Here is a 19458-nt window from a genome sequence, read left to right as displayed (position 1 = left end):
CTCAGCACCTCCCTACAGCTTGATTTCGATGTTCACGTCTGCCGGCAGGTCGAGACGCATGAGCGAGTCAACAGCCTTCGGCGTGGGATCGATGATGTCGATAAGACGCTTGTGCGTGCGCATTTCGAAGTGCTCGCGGCTGTCCTTGTACTTGTGCGGAGAGCGGATTACGCAGTAAACGTTCTTCTCCGTCGGCAGCGGCACGGGGCCAACTACAGTTGCGCCTGCGCGCGTGACCGTCTCAACGATCTTCCGTGCTGAAACATCAATGACCTCGTGGTCATATGACTTCAGCCGGATGCGGATTTTTTGTCCCGCCATGTCGCCTGACTCTCTTTCAGTCTGTGCTTCCCCTGATTAGGGCTGCCCTGTTCACTTACCTGTTGTGCGGCTGCCGAAGCATTTGAAGTCGTAACTACCACCCGCCGCACAAGCTGAATCCGGATGAATCCGGGTTCCTCAACCTGCCGGCGCAACCGACCCCCGCGGTCGGGCGTGTCGCGCTGTCCGCGCGTACTCGTCCGCAGTTCCTTGGGGAGTGGTTATGTTTGGGCTCTTACCTGGACCCTGGCACCCGGCATTATCCGGATCGGGACGCGAAAGAGCGCTTGAACAACTCATCTAGTATGCCGGATTCCGGCGCCAGAAGCGAATCGGCCCTTTGCCTCCCCCGCTCCGGGGTCATTGCCAACGGCAACAACCGATTGGATGATAGGGGCATGACGCTGGAGAGCACCGAATCCGTGACTGAACTGGCCAGCCGCATGCCGCCGTCGTTCATGCTGGGCGTCGCAGCCGCAGCCTTCCAGATAGAGGGAGCCCTGACTCAAGGGGGCAGGGGTCCTTCGGGGTGGGACGCCTTCGCGGAGAAGCCCGGCAGCATTATGGACGGGCACTCCCCCGCTGTGGCCTGCGACCACTACAACCGCCTGCCGGAGGACGTTGCCCTGCTGCAGGAACTGGGCGTGGACTCCTACCGCTTCTCAATCTCCTGGCCGCGCATCCAGCCGGACGGGCGCGGAGGCCTGAATCCCGAGGGGCTGGACTTTTATGACCGGCTGATCGACCAGCTGCTCGCTGCCGGCATCTCCCCCATGGCCACCCTCTATCACTGGGACACCCCTCTGCCGCTGGAACAGCGCGGCGGCTGGATGAACCGTGAGACAGCCGAGCGGTTTGGCGAGTATGCCGCCGCCGCCGGCGAACGCTACGGCGACCGCGTGGCGCAGTGGGTCACGCTGAACGAGCCGTTGTCCGTGACCCTGAACGGGTACGCCCTGGGCGTCCACGCGCCCGGCAGGACACTCATGTTCGATGCCCTGCCTGCCATCCACCACCAACTCCTGGCCCACGGCCTGGGCGCACAGGCCTTACGGGCTGCCGGGGTCAAGGGCGATGTTGGCGTTACCAACCTCCACTCACCGGTCCGGCCAGCCAGCCGGAACGTTGGTGACAGGCTGGTGGCAACGATGTACGACCTGCTGATGAACCGCATCTACGCTGATCCCGTGCTGCTGGGCCGCTACCCGAACCTTCCGCTGTATGCCAGGCCGTGGCTGCGCTCCATTGGCAAGCTTTCCGACGCCGACCTGCGGACCATCCACCAGCCGCTCGATTTCTACGGCCTGAACTACTACTACCCGGTGAAGGTTGCCATCGGCCGCGGCGTGACGCCCATACCGGCCAATACGCACAAGGCAGTTGCCCGGCTGCCCTTCCATGAGGTGGGCTATCCAGAGTACGACAGCACTGGATTCGGCTGGCCCGTGGCACCTGAACATTTGGGTGTCCTGCTCAAGGAACTGCAGGACCGGTACGGTGACGCACTCCCGCCGGTCTACATCACCGAAGGTGGAGCGAGCTTCCCCGAACCTGAGCGTGTCACCGGTCCCGTCCAGGACGAGGAACGGGTGAACTACATCGCTTCCCACCTGCGGGCTGCGCTGGACGCTACCTCACCCGGAGGGATGGCGTCGGGCGTGGACCTGCGCGGTTACTACGTGTGGACCCTGATGGACAACTTTGAATGGGCGGCGGGCTACTCACAGCGCTTCGGCCTGGTGCATGTGGACTTTGCAACACTGGAGCGTACGCCCAAGCAGTCCTTCTACTGGTACCAGGCCCTGAGTAAGGCAAGGAGAGCCGCGGCGGGCTAAGCCCTGCCGCCGAAAGCCGTTACTGGTTTTTGTTTGCCCGGTTGATCCGCTTGGCACGGTCAATCTCGCGGCGGAAGTGCTTTTTGGCCCAGAAGACACCTGCCACCACGGCCACCGCGATGATCAGAAAAATAAGCCATCCCATGATGAACTCCTTTCGGTCAAGCAACAGTATCAGGGTGGGGTTAACCAAAGAGAACAGCCCCGCTGCTGTAGCAGCGGGGCTGTTCTTCAGTTCAACTGGAATTACTTGTTGATCTTGGTAACGCGTCCTGAACCAACGGTGCGGCCGCCTTCGCGGATTGCGAAGCCGAGGCCCTCTTCCATAGCGATGGGCTGGATGAGCGCAACGGTCATCTCAGTGTTGTCGCCAGGCATAACCATTTCCGTGCCCTCGGGCAGGGTGATAACGCCGGTTACGTCCGTGGTACGGAAGTAGAACTGCGGGCGGTAGTTGGAGTAGAACGGGTTGTGACGTCCGCCTTCGTCCTTGGAGAGGATGTAGACGTTTGCCTCGAAGTCGGTGTGCGGGGTGATGGAACCCGGCTTGACGACAACCTGGCCACGCTCTACGTCATCGCGCTTCAGACCGCGGAGCAGGAGGCCACAGTTCTCGCCGGCCCATGCTTCGTCGAGCTGCTTGTGGAACATCTCGATACCGGTAACCGTGGTCTTCTGGACCGGGCGGATGCCGACGATCTCGACCTCGGAGTTGATGGCGAGGGTTCCACGCTCGGCGCGGCCCGTAACAACGGTGCCACGGCCGGTGATGGTAAAGACGTCCTCGATAGGCATGAGGAACGGCTTGTCACGGTCACGTACGGGGTCCGGAACAGACTCGTCCACAGCAGCCATCAGGTCCTCAACGGACTTGACCCACTCCGGGTCGCCTTCCAGTGCCTTCAGGCCGGAAACGCGGACAACCGGCGCTTCGTCGCCATCGAAGCCCTGCGAGCTGAGGAGCTCACGAACTTCCATTTCAACGAGGTCCAGCAGTTCCTCATCGTCAACCATGTCGGACTTGTTCAGTGCGACCAGCAGGTAGGGAACACCAACCTGGCGGGCGAGCAGAACGTGCTCGCGGGTCTGAGCCATCGGGCCGTCAGTGGCGGCAACCACGAGGATTGCACCGTCCATCTGGGCAGCACCGGTGATCATGTTCTTGATGTAGTCAGCGTGACCGGGGGCGTCTACGTGTGCGTAGTGGCGCTTCTCGGTCTGGTACTCAACGTGGGAGATGTTGATGGTAATGCCGCGCTGACGCTCTTCGGGAGCAGAGTCGATCGACGCGAAGTCACGCTTCTCGTTGAGAGTCGGGTACTTGTCGTACAGCACCTTGGAAATGGCGGCCGTCAACGTCGTCTTACCGTGGTCAACGTGACCAATGGTGCCGATGTTAACGTGCGGCTTAGTCCGCTCGAACTTTGCCTTTGCCACAGGTTCCTCCTAGAACGTTTTCAAATGACATACCCTTCTGCCGCTCTTGTAGCGGCAGAAACTCAGGTAAGTCTACTTGGGGGGCTTTGGATTACTGAAATTGCAGATTCAGGAACTAATACTAGTCCCTAGAGCCTGTTCGCGCAGATGGCCGGAATCCGGCTTGTCCGGATGAATCCGGCCGTACCGGCCACCTGCACCAGGCGGGCCTCCGTCAACCGGAAGCACACCCGAGTTTGTTCGCTGCGAAAGTCCGGAGACTATTCGCCGCGGGTCTTCTGGATGATCTCGTCGGCAACTGCCTTCGGGACCTCGGCGTAGCTGTTGAACGTCATGGAGTACACAGCACGGCCCTGGGTCTTCGAACGCAGGTCACCGATGTAGCCGAACATGCCGGACAGCGGAACGTGCGCACGGATGACCTTGACGCCCTGTGCATCCTCCATGGACTGCATCTGGCCACGGCGGGAGTTGAGGTCACCGATAACTTCACCCATGTATTCCTCAGGGGTGCGGACCTCTACATCCATCAGCGGTTCGAGCAGAACCGGGTTTGCCTTGCGTGCGGCTTCCTTGAAAGCCATACGGCCGGCGATCTTGAACGCCATTTCGGACGAGTCAACATCGTGGTACGCGCCGTCAACCAGTGTGGCCTTGATGCCCACAACCGGGTAGCCGGCGAGGACGCCGTCGTTCAGCGCGTCCTGGATACCAGCGTCAACAGACGGGATGTACTCGCGGGGAACGCGGCCACCGGTGACCTTGTTCTCGAACTCGTACAGCTCGCCCTCGGCGGTGTCCAGCGGCTCGATCGCGATCTGGATCTTTGCGAACTGACCCGAACCACCGGTCTGCTTCTTGTGCGTGTAGTCGTGGCGTTCGACGGCGCGCTTGATGGTTTCGCGGTAGGCAACCTGGGGCTTGCCCACGTTTGCCTCGACCTTGAATTCGCGGCGCATGCGGTCCACCAGGATGTCCAGGTGGAGTTCGCCCATGCCGGCGATGATGGTCTGACCGGTGTCTTCGTTGAGGGACACCTGGAAGGTGGGGTCCTCAGCGGAGAGCTTCTGGATGGCCGTGGAGAGCTTCTCCTGGTCACCCTTGGTGTTCGGCTCGATGGCAACCGAGATCACGGGCTCCGGGAAGCTCATGGACTCAAGGACGATCTGGTTGCTGGAATCACACAGGGTGTCACCCGTGGTGGTGTCCTTCAGACCGATGGCTGCGTAGATGTGGCCGGCGGTAGCGCCCTCAACAGGCATTTCCTTGTTGGCGTGCATCTGGAACAGCTTGCCGATGCGCTCCTTCTTGCCCTTGGTGGAGTTGACCACCTGGGCGCCTGCTTCCACGTGACCGGAGTACACGCGGATGAAGGTGAGCTGGCCGAAGAACGGGTGCGCAGCAATCTTGAAGGCCAGTGCGGAGAACGGCTCTTCAGAGGAAGGCTTGCGGGTCAGTTCCTTCTCTTCGTCGCGAGGATCGTGGCCGACCATCGGGGGGACGTCGAGCGGGTTCGGCAGGTAGTCCACGACTGCATCGAGCATGGGCTGAACGCCGCGGTTCTTGAAGGCGGAACCGCAGAAGATCGGGTAGAGCTCGGAGTTGATCGTCATCTTGCGGATGCCGGCCTTGAGCTCGTCGATCGAGATTTCTTCACCCTCGAGGTACTTCTCCATGAGTTCCTCGGAGGACTCCGCAACCGTCTCAACGAGGTTTGCGCGGTACTCTTCGGCCTTTTCCTGGAGGTCAGCCGGGATCTCGCGGATCTCGTACTTGGCACCCATGGTGACGTCACCCTTGGCATCGCCGGGCCACACCAGTGCGCGCATGTAGAGCAGGTCCACGACGCCGATGAAGTCGTTCTCGGCACCGATGGGCAGCTGCATAACGAGCGGCTTGGCGCCCAGGCGGCTGATGATGGTGTCTACGGTGAAGTAGAAGTCGGCACCGAGCTTGTCCATCTTGTTGACGAAGCAGATGCGCGGAACGTTGTACTTGTCAGCCTGGCGCCAAACGGTTTCAGACTGCGGCTCAACGCCTTCCTTGCCATCGAAGACGGCGACGGCACCGTCGAGGACGCGCAGGGAGCGCTCAACCTCAACGGTGAAGTCAACGTGGCCGGGGGTGTCGATGATGTTGATCTGGTTGTTCTCCCAGAAGCAGGTCACGGCGGCAGACGTGATGGTGATGCCGCGTTCCTTTTCCTGTTCCATCCAGTCAGTGGTCGAAGCGCCGTCGTGCGTTTCGCCGATCTTGTGGTTCACACCCGTGTAGAACAGGATGCGCTCGGTGGTGGTGGTCTTGCCGGCATCAATGTGGGCCATGATGCCGATGTTGCGGACCTTACTAAGGTCGGTAAGCACGTCCTGTGCCACGGTGTCTCCCTTTCGGATGGACTACACGTTCGCCGCCGGCCTGGAAGGGCCGGCGGCGTACGGGAAGTATTACCAGCGGTAGTGTGCGAAGGCCTTGTTGGACTCGGCCATCTTGTGGGTGTCTTCGCGACGCTTCACAGCGGCACCGAGACCGTTTGAGGCATCCAGGATTTCGTTCTGGAGGCGCTCGGTCATCGTCTTTTCGCGGCGGGCCTTGGAGTAGCCAACCAGCCAGCGCAGGGCGAGTGCGGTGGAGCGGCCCGGCTTGACCTCAACCGGAACCTGGTAGGTGGCGCCGCCGACGCGGCGTGAGCGGACCTCGAGGGAAGGCTTGACGTTGTCCATGGCCTTCTTGAGGGCTGCTACGGGGTCGCCGCCGGACTTGGCGCGTGCGCCTTCGAGGGCACCGTAGACGATGCGCTCTGCCGTGGACTTCTTGCCGTCAACGAGCACCTTGTTGATGAGCTGGGTGACCAGCGGGGAGCCGTAAACGGGATCTAGTACGAGCGGCCGCTTGGGGGCCGGACCCTTGCGAGGCATATTACTTCTTCTCCATCTTTGCGCCGTAGCGGCTGCGGGCCTGCTTACGGTTCTTGACACCCTGGGTATCGAGGGCGCCGCGGACGATCTTGTAACGGACACCCGGGAGGTCCTTCACACGACCGCCGCGAACGAGCACAATGGAGTGCTCCTGCAGGTTGTGTCCCACACCGGGGATGTAGGCCGTTACTTCGACGCCGCCGTTGAGGCGCACACGTGCCACCTTGCGCAGAGCCGAGTTCGGCTTCTTCGGGGTGGTGGTGTAAACGCGGGTGCAAACACCGCGGCGCATCGGGCTGCCCTTAAGCGCGGGGGCCTTGGTCTTGGAGACCTTAGGCGTGCGGCCCTTGCGGACCAGCTGGTTAATCGTAGGCACTCTCGTGTTCTCCGTTGGTTTGATCTCGACCGGAACATTCAGGCGTCAGCCGTCACTGCGTCGGTTTTGGCGTTGTCCCTGCAGCCTTGGTGTCTCGAATCGTGCCGAGGCGTGCAAAAGAGTGGCATTCGTTGCGCACCTAGCCCGCAACCCGGAAACAAGCTCACACCCAGCATCATGAGAACAAAACCAAAATGATGCTGCGGCGGCCTTCATCCACTGCCACACAGAACAATTACCAAAATTCTAGCACGGCTTGATCCTGAGCCTTAATCGGGTGTATACGAAAGGCCCCGCCTCCCCCTGCCGTGGAGCAGGTTGAGACGGGGCCTTTCAGGAACGCTGACTGCCTTTAGCGGAAGTCGTTGCCCAGGTCGTAGTCATCCAGCGGGATGGCGTGGAACTCAGGAGCTCCGTCGCCGCCCAGGGTGTCGTACGAGAAGTCACTGAATGCGCTGGGGCCGGTAAACAGGTTGGCCTTTGCTTCTTCAGTGGGCTCAACGGTGACCTCGGTGTAGCGCGGGAGGCCCGTGCCGGCCGGGATCAGCTTGCCGATGATGACGTTCTCCTTGAGGCCGAGCAGCGGATCGCTCTTGCCTTCCATGGCCGCCTGCGTCAGGACGCGGGTGGTCTCCTGGAAGGAAGCTGCGGACAGCCAGGACTCGGTGGCCAGGGACGCCTTGGTGATGCCCATGAGCTCAGGACGTCCGGAAGCCGGCGCCTTGCCCTCGGAGACAACACGGCGGTTGGCGTCCTCGAAGCGGCTGCGCTCGGCGAGCTCGCCAGGCAGCAGGTCCGATTCGCCGGACTCGATGACCGTGACGCGGCGCAGCATCTGGCGGACGATAACCTCGACGTGCTTGTCGTGGATACCGATGCCCTGGCTGCGGTACACGCCCTGGACCTCGTCCACCAGGAACTTCTGTGCCGCACGCGGACCCATGATGCGCAGGACCTGCTTGGGATCCACCGGTCCGTTGATCAGCTTCTGGCCGACGGTGACGTGGTCGCCATCTTCGATCAGCAGGCGTGAACGGCGCAGGACCGGGTAGGCGATCTCTTCAGTTCCGTCATCGGGAGTGATGACCAGGCGCATCTGGCGCTCGGACTCTTCGATGGCGATGCGGCCGGCTGCTTCTGCAATCGGTGCAACACCCTTCGGAGTACGGGCTTCGAAGAGCTCCTGGATACGGGGCAGACCCTGAGTGATGTCGTCGCCGCCGCTGGCGGAAACTGCACCACCGGTGTGGAACGTACGCATGGTCAGCTGGGTACCGGGCTCGCCGATGGACTGCGCGGCGATGATGCCCACGGCCTCGCCGATGTCCACGGTCTTGCCGGTGGCCAGCGAGCGGCCATAGCACAGGGCGCAGGTGCCGACGCTGGACTCACAGGTGAGTACGGAGCGGACCTTGACCTCGGTGATGCCTGCTGCGAACAGCTCGGCAATGACAACGTCACCGCAGTCGGTGCCGGCGGCTGCGAGGACGTTGCCCTCGGAGTCCACGACGTCGACAGCCAGCGTACGTGCGTAGGCGCTGTTCTCGACGTTCTCGTCCAGCACCAGTTCACCGTTGGAGTCGGCGACGGCGATGGGCGTGACCAGGCCACGCTCGGTGCCGCAGTCCTCTTCGCGGACGATGACGTCCTGCGAGACGTCCACCAGGCGGCGGGTCAGGTAACCCGAGTTGGCGGTACGCAGGGCGGTGTCAGCCAGACCCTTACGGGCGCCGTGCGTGGCGATGAAGTATTCCAGAACCGACAGGCCCTCGCGGTAGGAGGACTTGATGGGACGGGGAATAATTTCACCCTTCGGGTTGGCCACCAGGCCACGGATACCCGCGATCTGGCGGACCTGCATCCAGTTACCACGCGCACCGGAGGACACCATTCGGTTGATGGTGTTCATCGGCGACAGGCTGTCGCGCATTGCCTGGGCGATCTCGTTGGTTGCCTTGTTCCAAATCTCGATCAGTTCCTGGCGACGCTCGTCGTCGTCAATCAGGCCCTTGTCGTACTGGCCCTGGATCTTGGCAGCCCGCTCCTCGTAACCGGCGAGGATCTGCGGCTTCGCGGCCGGAACCTCGATGTCGGAGATGGCGACGGTAACGCCTGAACGGGTGGCCCAGTAGAAACCGGCATCCTTCAGGTTGTCCAGCGTTGCTGCGGTGACAACCTTCGGGTAGCGCTCGGCGAGGTCGTTGACGATGCGGGACAGCTCGCCCTTGTCGGCAACGGCCTCAACCCAGGGGTAGTCCTCGGGCAGGGTCTCGTTGAAGAGAACCTGGCCCAGGGAGGTCTGGACGAGTGCGGGCTGACCCTGCTCCCAGCCTTCCGGGGCTTCCCAGCCGGCGTAGGGCACGAAGCCCTCAAGGCGGATCTTGACCTGCGAGTTCAGGTGCAGCTCGCGGGCGTCGAACGCCATGATGGCTTCCGCAACCGACCCGAAGACGCGGCCTTCGCCAGCTGAACCGGCACGCTTGGTGGTCAGGTGGTAGAGGCCGATGATCATATCCTGCGAAGGCAGGGTGACCGGGCGTCCGTCGGAGGGCTTCAGGATGTTGTTGGAGGACAGCATCAGGATGCGGGCTTCAGCCTGGGCCTCGGGGCTCAGCGGCAGGTGGACTGCCATCTGGTCGCCGTCGAAGTCCGCGTTGAAGGCGCCACAAACCAGCGGGTGGAGCTGGATTGCCTTGCCTTCAACAAGCTGGGGCTCGAATGCCTGGATGCCGAGGCGGTGCAGGGTGGGTGCACGGTTGAGCAGCACCGGGTGTTCGGTGATGATCTCTTCCAGCACGTCCCAAACCTGCGGACGGTAGCGTTCCACCATGCGCTTGGCCGACTTGATGTTCTGGGCGTGGTTGAGGTCAACCAGGCGCTTCATCACGAACGGCTTGAAGAGCTCCAGGGCCATCTGCTTGGGCAGGCCGCACTGGTGCAGCTTCAGCTGCGGGCCGACGACGATGACCGAACGGCCGGAGTAGTCGACGCGCTTGCCGAGGAGGTTCTGGCGGAAACGGCCCTGCTTGCCTTTGAGCATGTCGCTCAGGGACTTCAGCGGACGGTTGCCCGGCCCGGTGACCGGACGGCCGCGGCGGCCGTTGTCGAAGAGGCTGTCAACAGCTTCCTGAAGCATGCGCTTCTCGTTGTTGACGATGATCTCCGGAGCACCCAGGTCAAGCAGCCGCTTGAGGCGGTTGTTGCGGTTGATCACGCGGCGGTACAGGTCGTTGAGGTCGGAGGTCGCGAAGCGGCCACCATCCAGCTGGACCATGGGGCGCAGTTCCGGCGGGATCACCGGGACGGCGTCGAGGACCATGCCAAGCGGGCTGTTGTTGGTGGTCAGGAACGCGTTGACCACCTTCAGGCGCTTGAGGGCACGGGTCTTGCGCTGGCCCTTGCCGTTGGCGATGATGTCGCGCAGCAGGTCCGACTCGGCCTGCATGTCGAAGCTTTCAAGACGCTTCTTGATGGCTTCGGCACCCATGGAGCCTTCGAAGTACATGCCGTAGCGGTCGCGCAGCTCGCGGTACAGGCCTTCGTCACCTTCGAGGTCTGCGACCTTGAGGTTCTTGAAGCGGTCCCAGACCTGCTCGAGGCGCTCGATGTCGGCGTCGGCGCGCTTGCGAACGTTGGCCATCTGGCGGTCGGCGGAGTCGCGTGCCTTCTTCTTGTCGGCAGCCTTCGCGCCTTCACCCTCGAGGCGGGCAATTTCGCCTTCGAGGTCACGGGCGATCGCCGCGATGTCGGAGTCGCGGTTGTCGATGAGCTGCTTCTTCTCGATGTCGTGCTCAACCTGCAGGTTGGGCAGTTCCTCGTGGCGGGCAGCTTCGTCGACGCTGGTGATCATGTAGGCAGCGAAGTAGATGACCTTTTCGAGGTCCTTCGGTGCCAGGTCAAGGAGGTAGCCCAAACGGGAGGGAACACCCTTGAAGTACCAGATGTGCGTGACCGGCGCGGCCAGTTCGATGTGGCCCATGCGTTCACGGCGGACCTTGGCACGGGTGACTTCAACGCCACAACGCTCACAGATGATGCCCTTGAAGCGCACGCGCTTGTACTTGCCGCAGTAGCACTCCCAGTCCCGGGACGGGCCGAAGATCTTCTCGCAGAAGAGTCCGTCCTTCTCGGGCTTGAGGGTGCGGTAGTTGATGGTTTCCGGCTTCTTAACCTCGCCGTAAGACCAGCCGCGGATGTCTTCCGCGGTTGCGAGGCCGATTTGCATGAGGCCGAAGGAGGATTCGCTGGACATATGGTCCCTGTTCTCTCTTGTTCTCTAAATTCTGAAGTCTTGGGTTACGGGAAGAGGGAGGTGACTTGCGACGACGGGTGCGAACCCGCCGCCGCAAGTCCCCTGCTAAACCTCTTCTACCGAACTGGGCTCTGCACGAGACAGATCGATGCCCAGTTCTTCCGCAGCGGTGAAGACTGCGTCATCAGAGTCACGCATTTCAATTGTGGTTCCGTCCGTGGAGAGGACTTCCACGTTCAGGCACAGCGACTGCATTTCCTTGATCAAGACCTTGAAGGACTCGGGAACGCCCGGCTCGGGGATGTTCTCGCCCTTGACGATGGCTTCGTAGACCTTCACGCGACCATGGATGTCGTCAGACTTGATCGTGAGGAGCTCCTGGAGCGTGTAGGCGGCGCCGTAAGCTTCGAGCGCCCACACTTCCATTTCGCCGAAGCGCTGGCCACCGAACTGTGCCTTACCACCCAGCGGCTGCTGCGTGATCATGGAGTACGGGCCGGTGGAGCGCGCGTGGATCTTGTCGTCCACCAGGTGGTGGAGCTTCAGGATGTACATGTAGCCAACCGAGATCGGATCCGGGAACGGCTCGCCGGAGCGGCCGTCGAACAGACGGGTCTTGCCGGAGGAGTCGATCAGGCGCTGGCCGTCGCGGGTCACGTTGGTGGAATCCAGCAGGCCCGTGATTTCCTCTTCACGGGCGCCGTCGAACACCGGCGTTGCAACAGTGGTCTGGCCACTCTCGCGCGGCAGGTTCGGCAGCTGCTTGACCCACTCGGGCTCGCCTTCGATCTTCCAGCCGGTCTTGGCGACCCAGCCGAGGTGAGTTTCGAGCACCTGGCCCACGTTCATACGGCCCGGGACACCCAGCGGGTTCAGGACGATATCAACAGGGGTGCCGTCGGCAAGGAAGGGCATGTCCTCGATCGGGAGGATCTTGGAGATAACGCCCTTGTTGCCGTGGCGGCCGGCGAGCTTGTCGCCGTCGGTGATCTTGCGCTTTGCGGCCACGTAAACGCGGACCAGCTGGTTCACGCCCGGGGGCAGCTCGTCGTCGTTGTCGCGGTCGAAGACGCGGACGCCGATGACGGTGCCGGACTCGCCGTGGGGCACCTTGAGGGAGGTGTCGCGGACTTCGCGGGATTTCTCACCGAAGATGGCGCGCAGCAGGCGCTCTTCCGGGGTCAGCTCGGTTTCACCCTTCGGGGTGACCTTTCCAACCAGGATGTCGCCGGCTTCAACCTCGGCACCGATGTGGATGATGCCGCGCTCGTCCAGGCCCGCCAGGACTTCCTCGGACACGTTGGGGATGTCACGGGTGATTTCCTCGGCACCAAGCTTGGTGTCGCGGGCATCGATCTCGTGCTCCTCGATGTGGATGGAGGAAAGAACGTCCTCGGCAACAATGCGCTGCGAGAGGATGATGGCGTCCTCGAAGTTGTGGCCTTCCCATGACATGAATGCCACGAGCAGGTTTTTGCCCAGGGCGAGCTCGCCCTGGTCCGTTGCCGGGCCGTCGGCGATGATGCCGCCAACTTCCAGGCGCTGGCCTTCGTTTACCAGGACCCGGTTGTTGTAGCAGTTGCCCTGGTTGGAGCGGGCGAATTTGTTGATGCGGTAGTTGGTTTCCGTGCCGTCATCATTGAGCATGATGACCAGCTCAGCGGAGACCTCGGTCACCACACCGGCCTTCTTCGCGATGGTGACATCGCCGGCGTCGACAGCTGCAGCGCGCTCCATGCCGGTGCCCACGAACGGAGCCTCGGAACGGACCAGCGGCACAGCCTGGCGCTGCATGTTGGCACCCATGAGTGCGCGGTTTGCATCGTCATGCTCGAGGAACGGGATCAGGGCGGTAGCCACGGACACCATCTGGCGCGGGGAGACGTCCATGAACTCGACGTCCTCGGCGGGAACCAGGACAGGCTCGCCTCCACCACCACGGGCACGGACCAGGACGGTGTCCTCGGCGAACTTCTTGTTCTCGTCCAGCGGCGCGTTGGCCTGGGCGATCAGCACCTCAGCCTCGTCGTCGGCCGTCAGGTACTGGACGTCGTCGGAAACAACGCCGTTCTTGACCAGGCGGTACGGCGTCTCGATGAAGCCGAACGGGTTGATGCGTCCATAGGATGCCAGCGAACCGATCAGACCAATGTTCGGGCCTTCAGGGGTTTCGATGGGGCACATGCGTCCGTAGTGGGACGGGTGCACGTCACGGACTTCCATGCCGGCGCGGTCACGGGACAGACCACCGGGGCCAAGGGCCGACAGGCGGCGCTTGTGGGTCAGGCCCGAGAGCGGGTTGTTCTGGTCCATGAACTGGGACAGCTGGGAAGTTCCGAAGAACTCCTTGATCGCTGCGACCACGGGGCGGATGTTGATCAGGGTCTGCGGCGTGATGGCCTCGACGTCCTGGGTGGTCATACGCTCGCGGACAACGCGCTCCATGCGGGACAGGCCGGTGCGGACCTGGTTCTCGATGAGCTCGCCGACGGCGCGGATGCGGCGGTTGCCGAAGTGGTCGATGTCGTCGATTTCGACGCGCAGGTCCACTTCCTGGCCGTCGCGGGTGCCCTTGATGGTCTTCTCGCCGGCGTGCAGCGCAACGAGGAACTTGATCATGGCAACGATGTCGTCAACATGCAGGACCGAAGCTTCCTTGTCGCCAAGGGAGCGGTCGATGCCAAGCTTGCGGTTGATCTTGTAGCGGCCAACCTTGGCCAGATCGTAGCGCTTGGAGTTGAAGTACAGGTTGTCCAGCAGGGACTGGGCAGCCTCGACGGTGGGCGGCTCGCCCGGGCGCAGCTTCCGGTAGATGTCCAGCAACGCGTCTTCGCGGGTTTCGGTGGCGTCCTTCTCCAGGGTTGCCCGCATGGAGTCGTACTGGCCGAACTCTTCGAGGATCTGGCCTTCGGTCCAGCCGAGGGCCTTCAGCAGGACAGTGACGGACTGCTTGCGCTTGCGGTCGAGGCGAACGCCCACCTGGTCGCGCTTGTCAATTTCGAGCTCGAACCAGGCGCCGCGGGACGGGATGATCTTCGCGGTGAAGATGTCCTTGTCGCTGGTCTTGTCGGCGGCACGCTCGAAGTAGGCGCCCGGGGAACGGACCAGCTGGGAGACGACGACACGCTCGGTGCCGTTGACCACGAAGGTGCCCTTCTCGGTCATCAGCGGGAAGTCGCCCATGAACACGGTCTGCTGCTTGATTTCGCCCGTGTTGTTGTTCATGAACTCGGCCTTGACGTACAGCGGTGCCGAGTACGTTGCGTCCCGGTCCTTGCACTCGGCCATGGTGTATTTGGGGTCAGCGAACTCCGGATCGGAGAAGCTCAGGGACATGGTGCCCTGGAAGTCCTCAATCGGGGAGATCTCTTCGAAGATGTCCGAGAGTCCGGACGTGGTGGCGACGCTAAGATCGTTTTCTTCGACAGCCTTCGCTACGCGCGCCTGCCAGCGTTCGTTTCCAACCAGCCAGTCGAAGCTGTCAGTCTGGAGGGCAAGCAGATTCGGAACGTCAAGAGGTTCGTGAATCTTTGCGAATGAGAGCCGGCGAGTGGCACCATCAGTGCTGTCGGCGGTGTTAGCGGTTTCGTTATTAGAGGTGCTCGAGGCGACCAAGAGGGATCCTTCCACAGACCTTCAGGCGTTTTCAGATCTCCCCCGCTGTGCACCCTGCAGAATGACTCCGCAGTGCTACCATCCGGTTCCGCTATATGACCCGGGGCCGGTGCTGACCATGCTGTGACGTTGTTGACGGCACGTTGATTGCCAGCTGCCAGGCGAAAGCCCACCGCTATATGAAGGCTGAAGGTAAACAGGGAAGACGCAAATATCTACGATACGGCAAAATAACCTACATGTCTACCCCACATCCGGCGCGATTGCAAGCACCGGTTTCACTGACTCACCCCGGCGCCGCCCACGGAATCCCCGCCCCGCCCGGAATGCACCTGGCGGCGCGGACGTTGGGATAGTTAGGTGAGCCGCGTCACGATAGCCTTGGTGGCCTACAGCGGATCAAATTGGGAGAGATAAACATGGGCAACTCCGCAGACAACACTGACGTTGTCATCCTCGCAGCAGTTCGTACGCCGACGGGCCGGATCAACGGCCAGCTGGCAAGCTTTACGGCCGTGGACCTCGGCGCCCACGCCATCAGGGCAGCACTGGCGGCCAGCGGCGTGGACGCCGGCCAGGTGGAGGCGGTCATCATGGGACAGGTCCTTCAGGCAGGGGCGGGGCAGAACCCGGCACGGCAGAGTTCCATCGCCGCCGGCATCGGGTGGAATGTCCCTGCTGTGACCGTAAACAAGGTTTGCCTCTCAGGATTGACTGCGGTGATAGACGCCGCGCGGATGATCCGCGGCGGGGAGGTATCCGTGGTGGTGGCCGGCGGACAGGAGTCCATGACCCGGGCACCGCACCTGCTTCCAGGGTCCCGGCAGGGGTGGACCTACGGTTCCATCCAGGCGTTGGACGCAGCTGCACACGATGGGCTCACCGACGCCTTTGACGGCCAGTCGATGGGCCTGTCCACCGAAACCCGGAACCTTGCCCTGGGCATCGACAGGACGTCGCAGGACAACGTGGCCGCCCAGTCGCACCAGCGCGCGGCGCTGGCAGCCAAAAACGGAACATTCGACGACGAGATCGTGCCCCTCAGCGTGAAGCAGCGCAAGGGAGATCCGCTCGTAGTGTCCACTGACGAGGGGGTGCGTCCCAACGCCTCCGTTGAGTCCCTGGCCGGGCTGCGCGCCGCCTTCGTTACTGACGGCACCATCACGGCCGGCAACTCCTCTCCCCTGTCCGACGGCGCCGCTGCCCTGGTCCTTGCCTCCCGCGCCTTTGCCGAGGAAAACGGGCTGGAGTACCTGGCAGTGGTGGGCAAGCCGGGGCAAGTGGCCGGGCCGGACAATTCCCTGCACTCGCAGCCGTCCAATGCCATCATGAACGCCCTTGGCCGGGCCGGCTGGACTACCGCGGACCTGGACTTCATCGAGATCAACGAAGCGTTCGGATCCGTCGCTGTGCAGTCCCTGCAGGACCTGGGCTACCCCCTCGAGAAGTGCAACATCCACGGCGGCGCCATCGCTTTGGGACACCCGATCGGCGCATCCGGGGCCCGGCTGGCCACCCACGCTGCACACGAGCTCAAGCGGCGCGGTACGGGCAAAGCCGCGGTGTCCCTGTGCGGCGGCGGCGGGCAGGGCGAAGCGCTCCTGCTGTACCGCGACTGATGGCGGACGACGCCTCCATCGTTGCCCCTGGCGGCGCCGGCAGGGAGAGGTTCCTTGCCGACGCCGCCGCCCGCGGGCTTCAGGTGGACGTGGTGGAAAGGCCGCAGGCTAAAAGCCTGGCGGAGGCGGCGGGCATCCTGGGCATCACGCCCGCGGACATCGTGAAGTCCTTGGTGGTCAAGCACAAGGACGGCTCGTTCCTGTTCGCCCTGATCCCCGGTGACCGCCAGATCTCCTGGCCGAAGCTCCGGAACCTCGTGGGCGTCAACAAGCTCTCCCTGCCGGCGGCGGAAGTGGCGCTGGATGCAACAGGCTACGAACGCGGCACCATCACCCCGCTGGGCAGCACCAACGCGTGGCCGGTATACGCGGACGCCACCATCACGGGGCGGAGGATCTCGATGGGAGCCGGCGCGCACGGCTACAGCGCCTTCGTGGACGCAGACGCCCTCACAGGTGCGCTGCGCGCTGTCGTCGCGGACATCAGCGACCCCGCCTGACGCTCCAACCAGGTTTCGCCACCCGCCGTTCCGACCCCCGGAAACGCGCTGGGCACTACTTGCATTGGGACGCAAAAAGCCCCGCCCACAAACGCGGACGGGGCTTTTCGAAAGGAAAAGGCGTTGTTACTTGAGGGTAACGGTGGCGCCTGCAGCCTCGAGCTGCTCCTTGGCCTTCTCGGCAGCTTCCTTGGTGGCGCCTTCGAGAACAGCCTTGGGTGCGCTGTCAACCAGGTCCTTGGCTTCCTTGAGGCCGAGGGAGGTGATGGCGCGAACTTCCTTGATCACTGCGATCTTCTTTTCGCCGGCAGATTCGAGGACGACATCGAAGTCGGTCTTCTCTTCAACCTCTTCAGCAGCAGCGCCGGCGGGGCCAGCAACAGCTACAGCAGCAGCGGTAACTTCGAAGGTCTCTTCGAAGAGCTTGACGAACTCGGAGAGCTCGATGATGGTCAGTTCCTTGAAAGCTTCAATGAGCTCTTCGTTGCTGAGCTTCGCCATGGTAGGCGTCCTTCCTGTTGTGGTGTTCAGCGGCACGAAGCCACGCGTCACACCGGAGTCTGGTGGGGTAAAGAGAATTAGTTCTCTTCAGCCGCGGGAGCGTCAGCTGCGGGAGCTTCTGCTTCGGCGGCGGGAGCTTCTTCAGCGGCGGGCGCCTCGGCAGCTGCCGGTGCACCGTTCTCTTCTTCAAGCTTGAGGCGCAGTGCGTCGATGATGCGTGCAGCGGCGGCAGCGGGTGCCTTGAGGACACCAGCAACCTTGGCGAGCTGCAGCTCACGGGACTCGAGGGCTGCCAGTGCGGCAACCTCGCTGGCGTTCAATGCCTTGCCCTCGAAGTAACCGGTCTTGATGACCAGCTGCTTGTTGGTCTTGGCGAAATCCGTCAGGCTCTTGGCAGCGGCAACTGCGTCACCCTTGATGAACGCGATTGCAGTGGGGCCGGCAAGCTGGCCGTCGAATGCTTCGACGCCGGCTTCCTTGGCTGCAATGGCAGTCAGGGTGTTCTTGACGACCGAGAACTTGGTGTCCTGGCCGAGAGAAACACGCAGCTGCTTGATCTGTGCAACTGTGAGCCCACGGTATTCGGTCAGGACAGCGGCGTTCGATTCCTTGAAATCGTTAGTGATCTCAGCTACTGCTGAAACCTTTGCAGGCGTTGCCATAACCCTCCTTCCGGGGATAGTGCCGGTATGCGACGGTCCCCGCTCAAGTGAGCTATAACTAAAAACGCCCCGCGCAGATGCACGGGGCTTGGCTCAACACGGATAATCCGTGGAGCGTTTGCTTCGTTCACCTGCGCCGGCCGCCCTACGTTGAGGGTCCTTCGTCCAGAAAGCCACTGCTTCTCCCGCGCACAACTGCAGAGTTGAGCCATGTTCGAGAGAGTGGATTTCCAACAACCGACGGTCTTTGGTCCTTCAAGTCTACGGGAGAGCCACCACTGCACCAAATCGGGGCCGTCAGCTGGTGCTGGTGTGCAGGTGCGGGAGCTCCTTTTGCCAGATTCCCGTCACGCCCGCTGTCTGGAAACCCAGCTGTTTGTTGACGGTGAGGAGGTACCGGTTCTCCGGGGCGTTCCAGGTATAGATGATCCGGGCATCGGGGAACTGCTCGGTGAGCCGTTCCATGTTGGCCACCTTGATCAGCAGCCCCAGCTTGTTCCCGCGGTGCTCCTGCAGCACCAGCGTGTCGTCCTGGAAGACAACGTCCGCGCGGTGCGCCAGCACCGTGATGGTGGTAAGGCCTACGAGGGTCCCCGAGGCGAGGTGCTCGACGGCGGTGACAACCGTCCGCCTGCCCTGCGCAATGGCAACTTCCTCGGCTTCCCGGAGGATGGCGCCGTCGAGCATCATGTCCTGCTCAACTGGCGGCTCCAAGGAGGGATCGACGTCGGCGCCCGCCTGGTTTTCAAGGGCGGCCACGGCTTCCAGCCAGCCGTCAGGGCAGCGGTCGGTCCAGTGGTGCAGGCGGTACCTTCCGTTGTTGGCCGCATCCGCCTCCGCCTGCAGGTCGGCAACCAGCTTTGTGTCCAGGGGCAGCGCGCAGGCGCTGAACTGCTCGATGTGCTGGAGCGTGTAGCCCGTCTTCTGCGCGAACTCGACTTCACGGCTTTCCAACGGCACAAAGCCCTGCCCCGTACCGGGAACCAGCTGGGCGCGTTCAAACTCATGCAGGGAGGCCCCGGGGTGGTTCGTGTCCACCAGGATCATGGTGCGGCCTTCGCCGCGGGCGAACTGCTCCGCGGCCTGGAGGAGGCGGCGGCCGACGCCCTGGCGCTGGAACTCGGGCAGGATGTCGAGGGTGAATTCCGCCAGGTCGAGGTTGTCCGTGAGGGGAAGGGCAATGTCCACGGTCCCCACGATCTCACCGTCCACCTTGGCGACGAGAATGAGCTGACGCTCGTACGGGTCCTGGAACTCGAGCAGCTTCTCCAGGGGGCCGTAGGCGAGGTCGTCACTCCCCCAGGTCTGCATCCGGACCTTCCGGCCCACTTCGACGGCCGCGAGGAAATCAGCTGCGTCCGGCGCGTCCAGTGAGTCGGGAATCCAAAGCTGCTCGATCTTCACGTCGTCTTTAGCCATAGGCGC

The 19458-nt window shown here is 62.7% G+C and carries 14 protein-coding genes; 3 read left to right on the top strand and 11 right to left on the bottom strand.

What is annotated here, in order from left to right:
* Positions 1-12: 12 nt before the first annotated feature.
* Positions 13-321 (bottom strand): 30S ribosomal protein S10, encoded by a 309-nt coding sequence (gene rpsJ / locus AC5RVN_RS00870; protein ID WP_003803825.1) that lies wholly within the window; start codon positions 319-321, stop codon positions 13-15.
* Between the two features lie 398 nt (positions 322-719).
* Here rpsJ and AC5RVN_RS00865 point away from each other — a divergent pair, with 398 nt between their 5' ends.
* Positions 720-2156 (top strand): GH1 family beta-glucosidase, encoded by a 1437-nt coding sequence (locus tag AC5RVN_RS00865; protein WP_494136798.1) that lies wholly within the window; start codon positions 720-722, stop codon positions 2154-2156.
* A gap of 19 nt (positions 2157-2175) precedes the next feature.
* On the opposite strand, the gene AC5RVN_RS00860 is transcribed toward AC5RVN_RS00865, so the two are convergent.
* From AC5RVN_RS00860 to rpoB, 7 genes are all read right to left on the bottom strand, one after another.
* Positions 2176-2301: a hypothetical protein gene (locus AC5RVN_RS00860; RefSeq protein ID WP_494041963.1), complete on the bottom strand. Its 126-nt coding sequence runs from the start codon at positions 2299-2301 to the stop codon at positions 2176-2178.
* Between the two features lie 101 nt (positions 2302-2402).
* Complete coding sequence (gene tuf / locus AC5RVN_RS00855; RefSeq protein ID WP_163161890.1) at positions 2403-3593, bottom strand: elongation factor Tu; 1191 nt, start codon at positions 3591-3593, stop codon at positions 2403-2405.
* Between the two features lie 260 nt (positions 3594-3853).
* Positions 3854-5968 (bottom strand): elongation factor G, encoded by a 2115-nt coding sequence (gene fusA / locus AC5RVN_RS00850; RefSeq protein WP_494041964.1) that lies wholly within the window; start codon positions 5966-5968, stop codon positions 3854-3856.
* A gap of 69 nt (positions 5969-6037) precedes the next feature.
* Positions 6038-6508, bottom strand: a complete 471-nt coding sequence (gene rpsG / locus AC5RVN_RS00845; protein WP_026531948.1) for a 30S ribosomal protein S7 — start codon at positions 6506-6508, stop codon at positions 6038-6040.
* Between the two features lies 1 nt (position 6509).
* A complete protein-coding gene (gene rpsL, locus AC5RVN_RS00840) occupies positions 6510-6884 on the bottom strand; it encodes a 30S ribosomal protein S12 (protein WP_009358312.1) in 375 nt (124 codons plus the stop codon).
* 352 nt (positions 6885-7236) lie between these two features.
* The gene (locus tag AC5RVN_RS00835; RefSeq protein WP_494041965.1) at positions 7237-11136 is read right to left on the bottom strand and encodes a DNA-directed RNA polymerase subunit beta'; all 3900 of its coding nucleotides are present in this window, start codon (positions 11134-11136) and stop codon (positions 7237-7239) included.
* A gap of 105 nt (positions 11137-11241) precedes the next feature.
* Positions 11242-14751: a DNA-directed RNA polymerase subunit beta gene (gene rpoB, locus AC5RVN_RS00830; RefSeq protein ID WP_494041966.1), complete on the bottom strand. Its 3510-nt coding sequence runs from the start codon at positions 14749-14751 to the stop codon at positions 11242-11244.
* 419 nt (positions 14752-15170) lie between these two features.
* On the opposite strand from rpoB, the gene AC5RVN_RS00825 reads away from it, so the two are divergent.
* Together AC5RVN_RS00825 and AC5RVN_RS00820 are read left to right on the top strand one after the other, a co-directional pair.
* The gene (locus AC5RVN_RS00825; RefSeq protein WP_494136797.1) at positions 15171-16370 is read left to right on the top strand and encodes an acetyl-CoA C-acetyltransferase; all 1200 of its coding nucleotides are present in this window, start codon (positions 15171-15173) and stop codon (positions 16368-16370) included.
* Positions 16370-16870: an aminoacyl-tRNA deacylase gene (locus AC5RVN_RS00820; RefSeq protein ID WP_494041968.1), complete on the top strand. Its 501-nt coding sequence runs from the start codon at positions 16370-16372 to the stop codon at positions 16868-16870. Before AC5RVN_RS00825 ends, AC5RVN_RS00820 begins: the two co-directional genes overlap by 1 nt.
* 126 nt (positions 16871-16996) lie before the next feature.
* Here the strand turns inward: AC5RVN_RS00820 and rplL are convergent, their stop codons facing one another.
* The 3 genes from rplL to AC5RVN_RS00805 form a co-directional block, all read right to left on the bottom strand.
* Positions 16997-17371, bottom strand: a complete 375-nt coding sequence (rplL, locus tag AC5RVN_RS00815) for a 50S ribosomal protein L7/L12 (protein ID WP_307094334.1) — start codon at positions 17369-17371, stop codon at positions 16997-16999.
* Between the two features lie 77 nt (positions 17372-17448).
* Complete coding sequence (rplJ, locus tag AC5RVN_RS00810) at positions 17449-18033, bottom strand: 50S ribosomal protein L10 (protein ID WP_494041969.1); 585 nt, start codon at positions 18031-18033, stop codon at positions 17449-17451.
* A 297-nt stretch (positions 18034-18330) separates the two neighbouring features.
* On the bottom strand, positions 18331-19452 hold the full coding sequence (locus AC5RVN_RS00805) for a GNAT family N-acetyltransferase (protein WP_494136796.1): 1122 nt from the start codon (positions 19450-19452) through the stop codon (positions 18331-18333).
* Positions 19453-19458: the final 6 nt, after the last annotated feature.

Source organism: Arthrobacter sp. sptzw32 (assembly GCF_059089735.1).
Note: the sequence above shows the minus strand (reverse complement) of the source record. Positions and strands in the feature narration are given on the sequence as shown.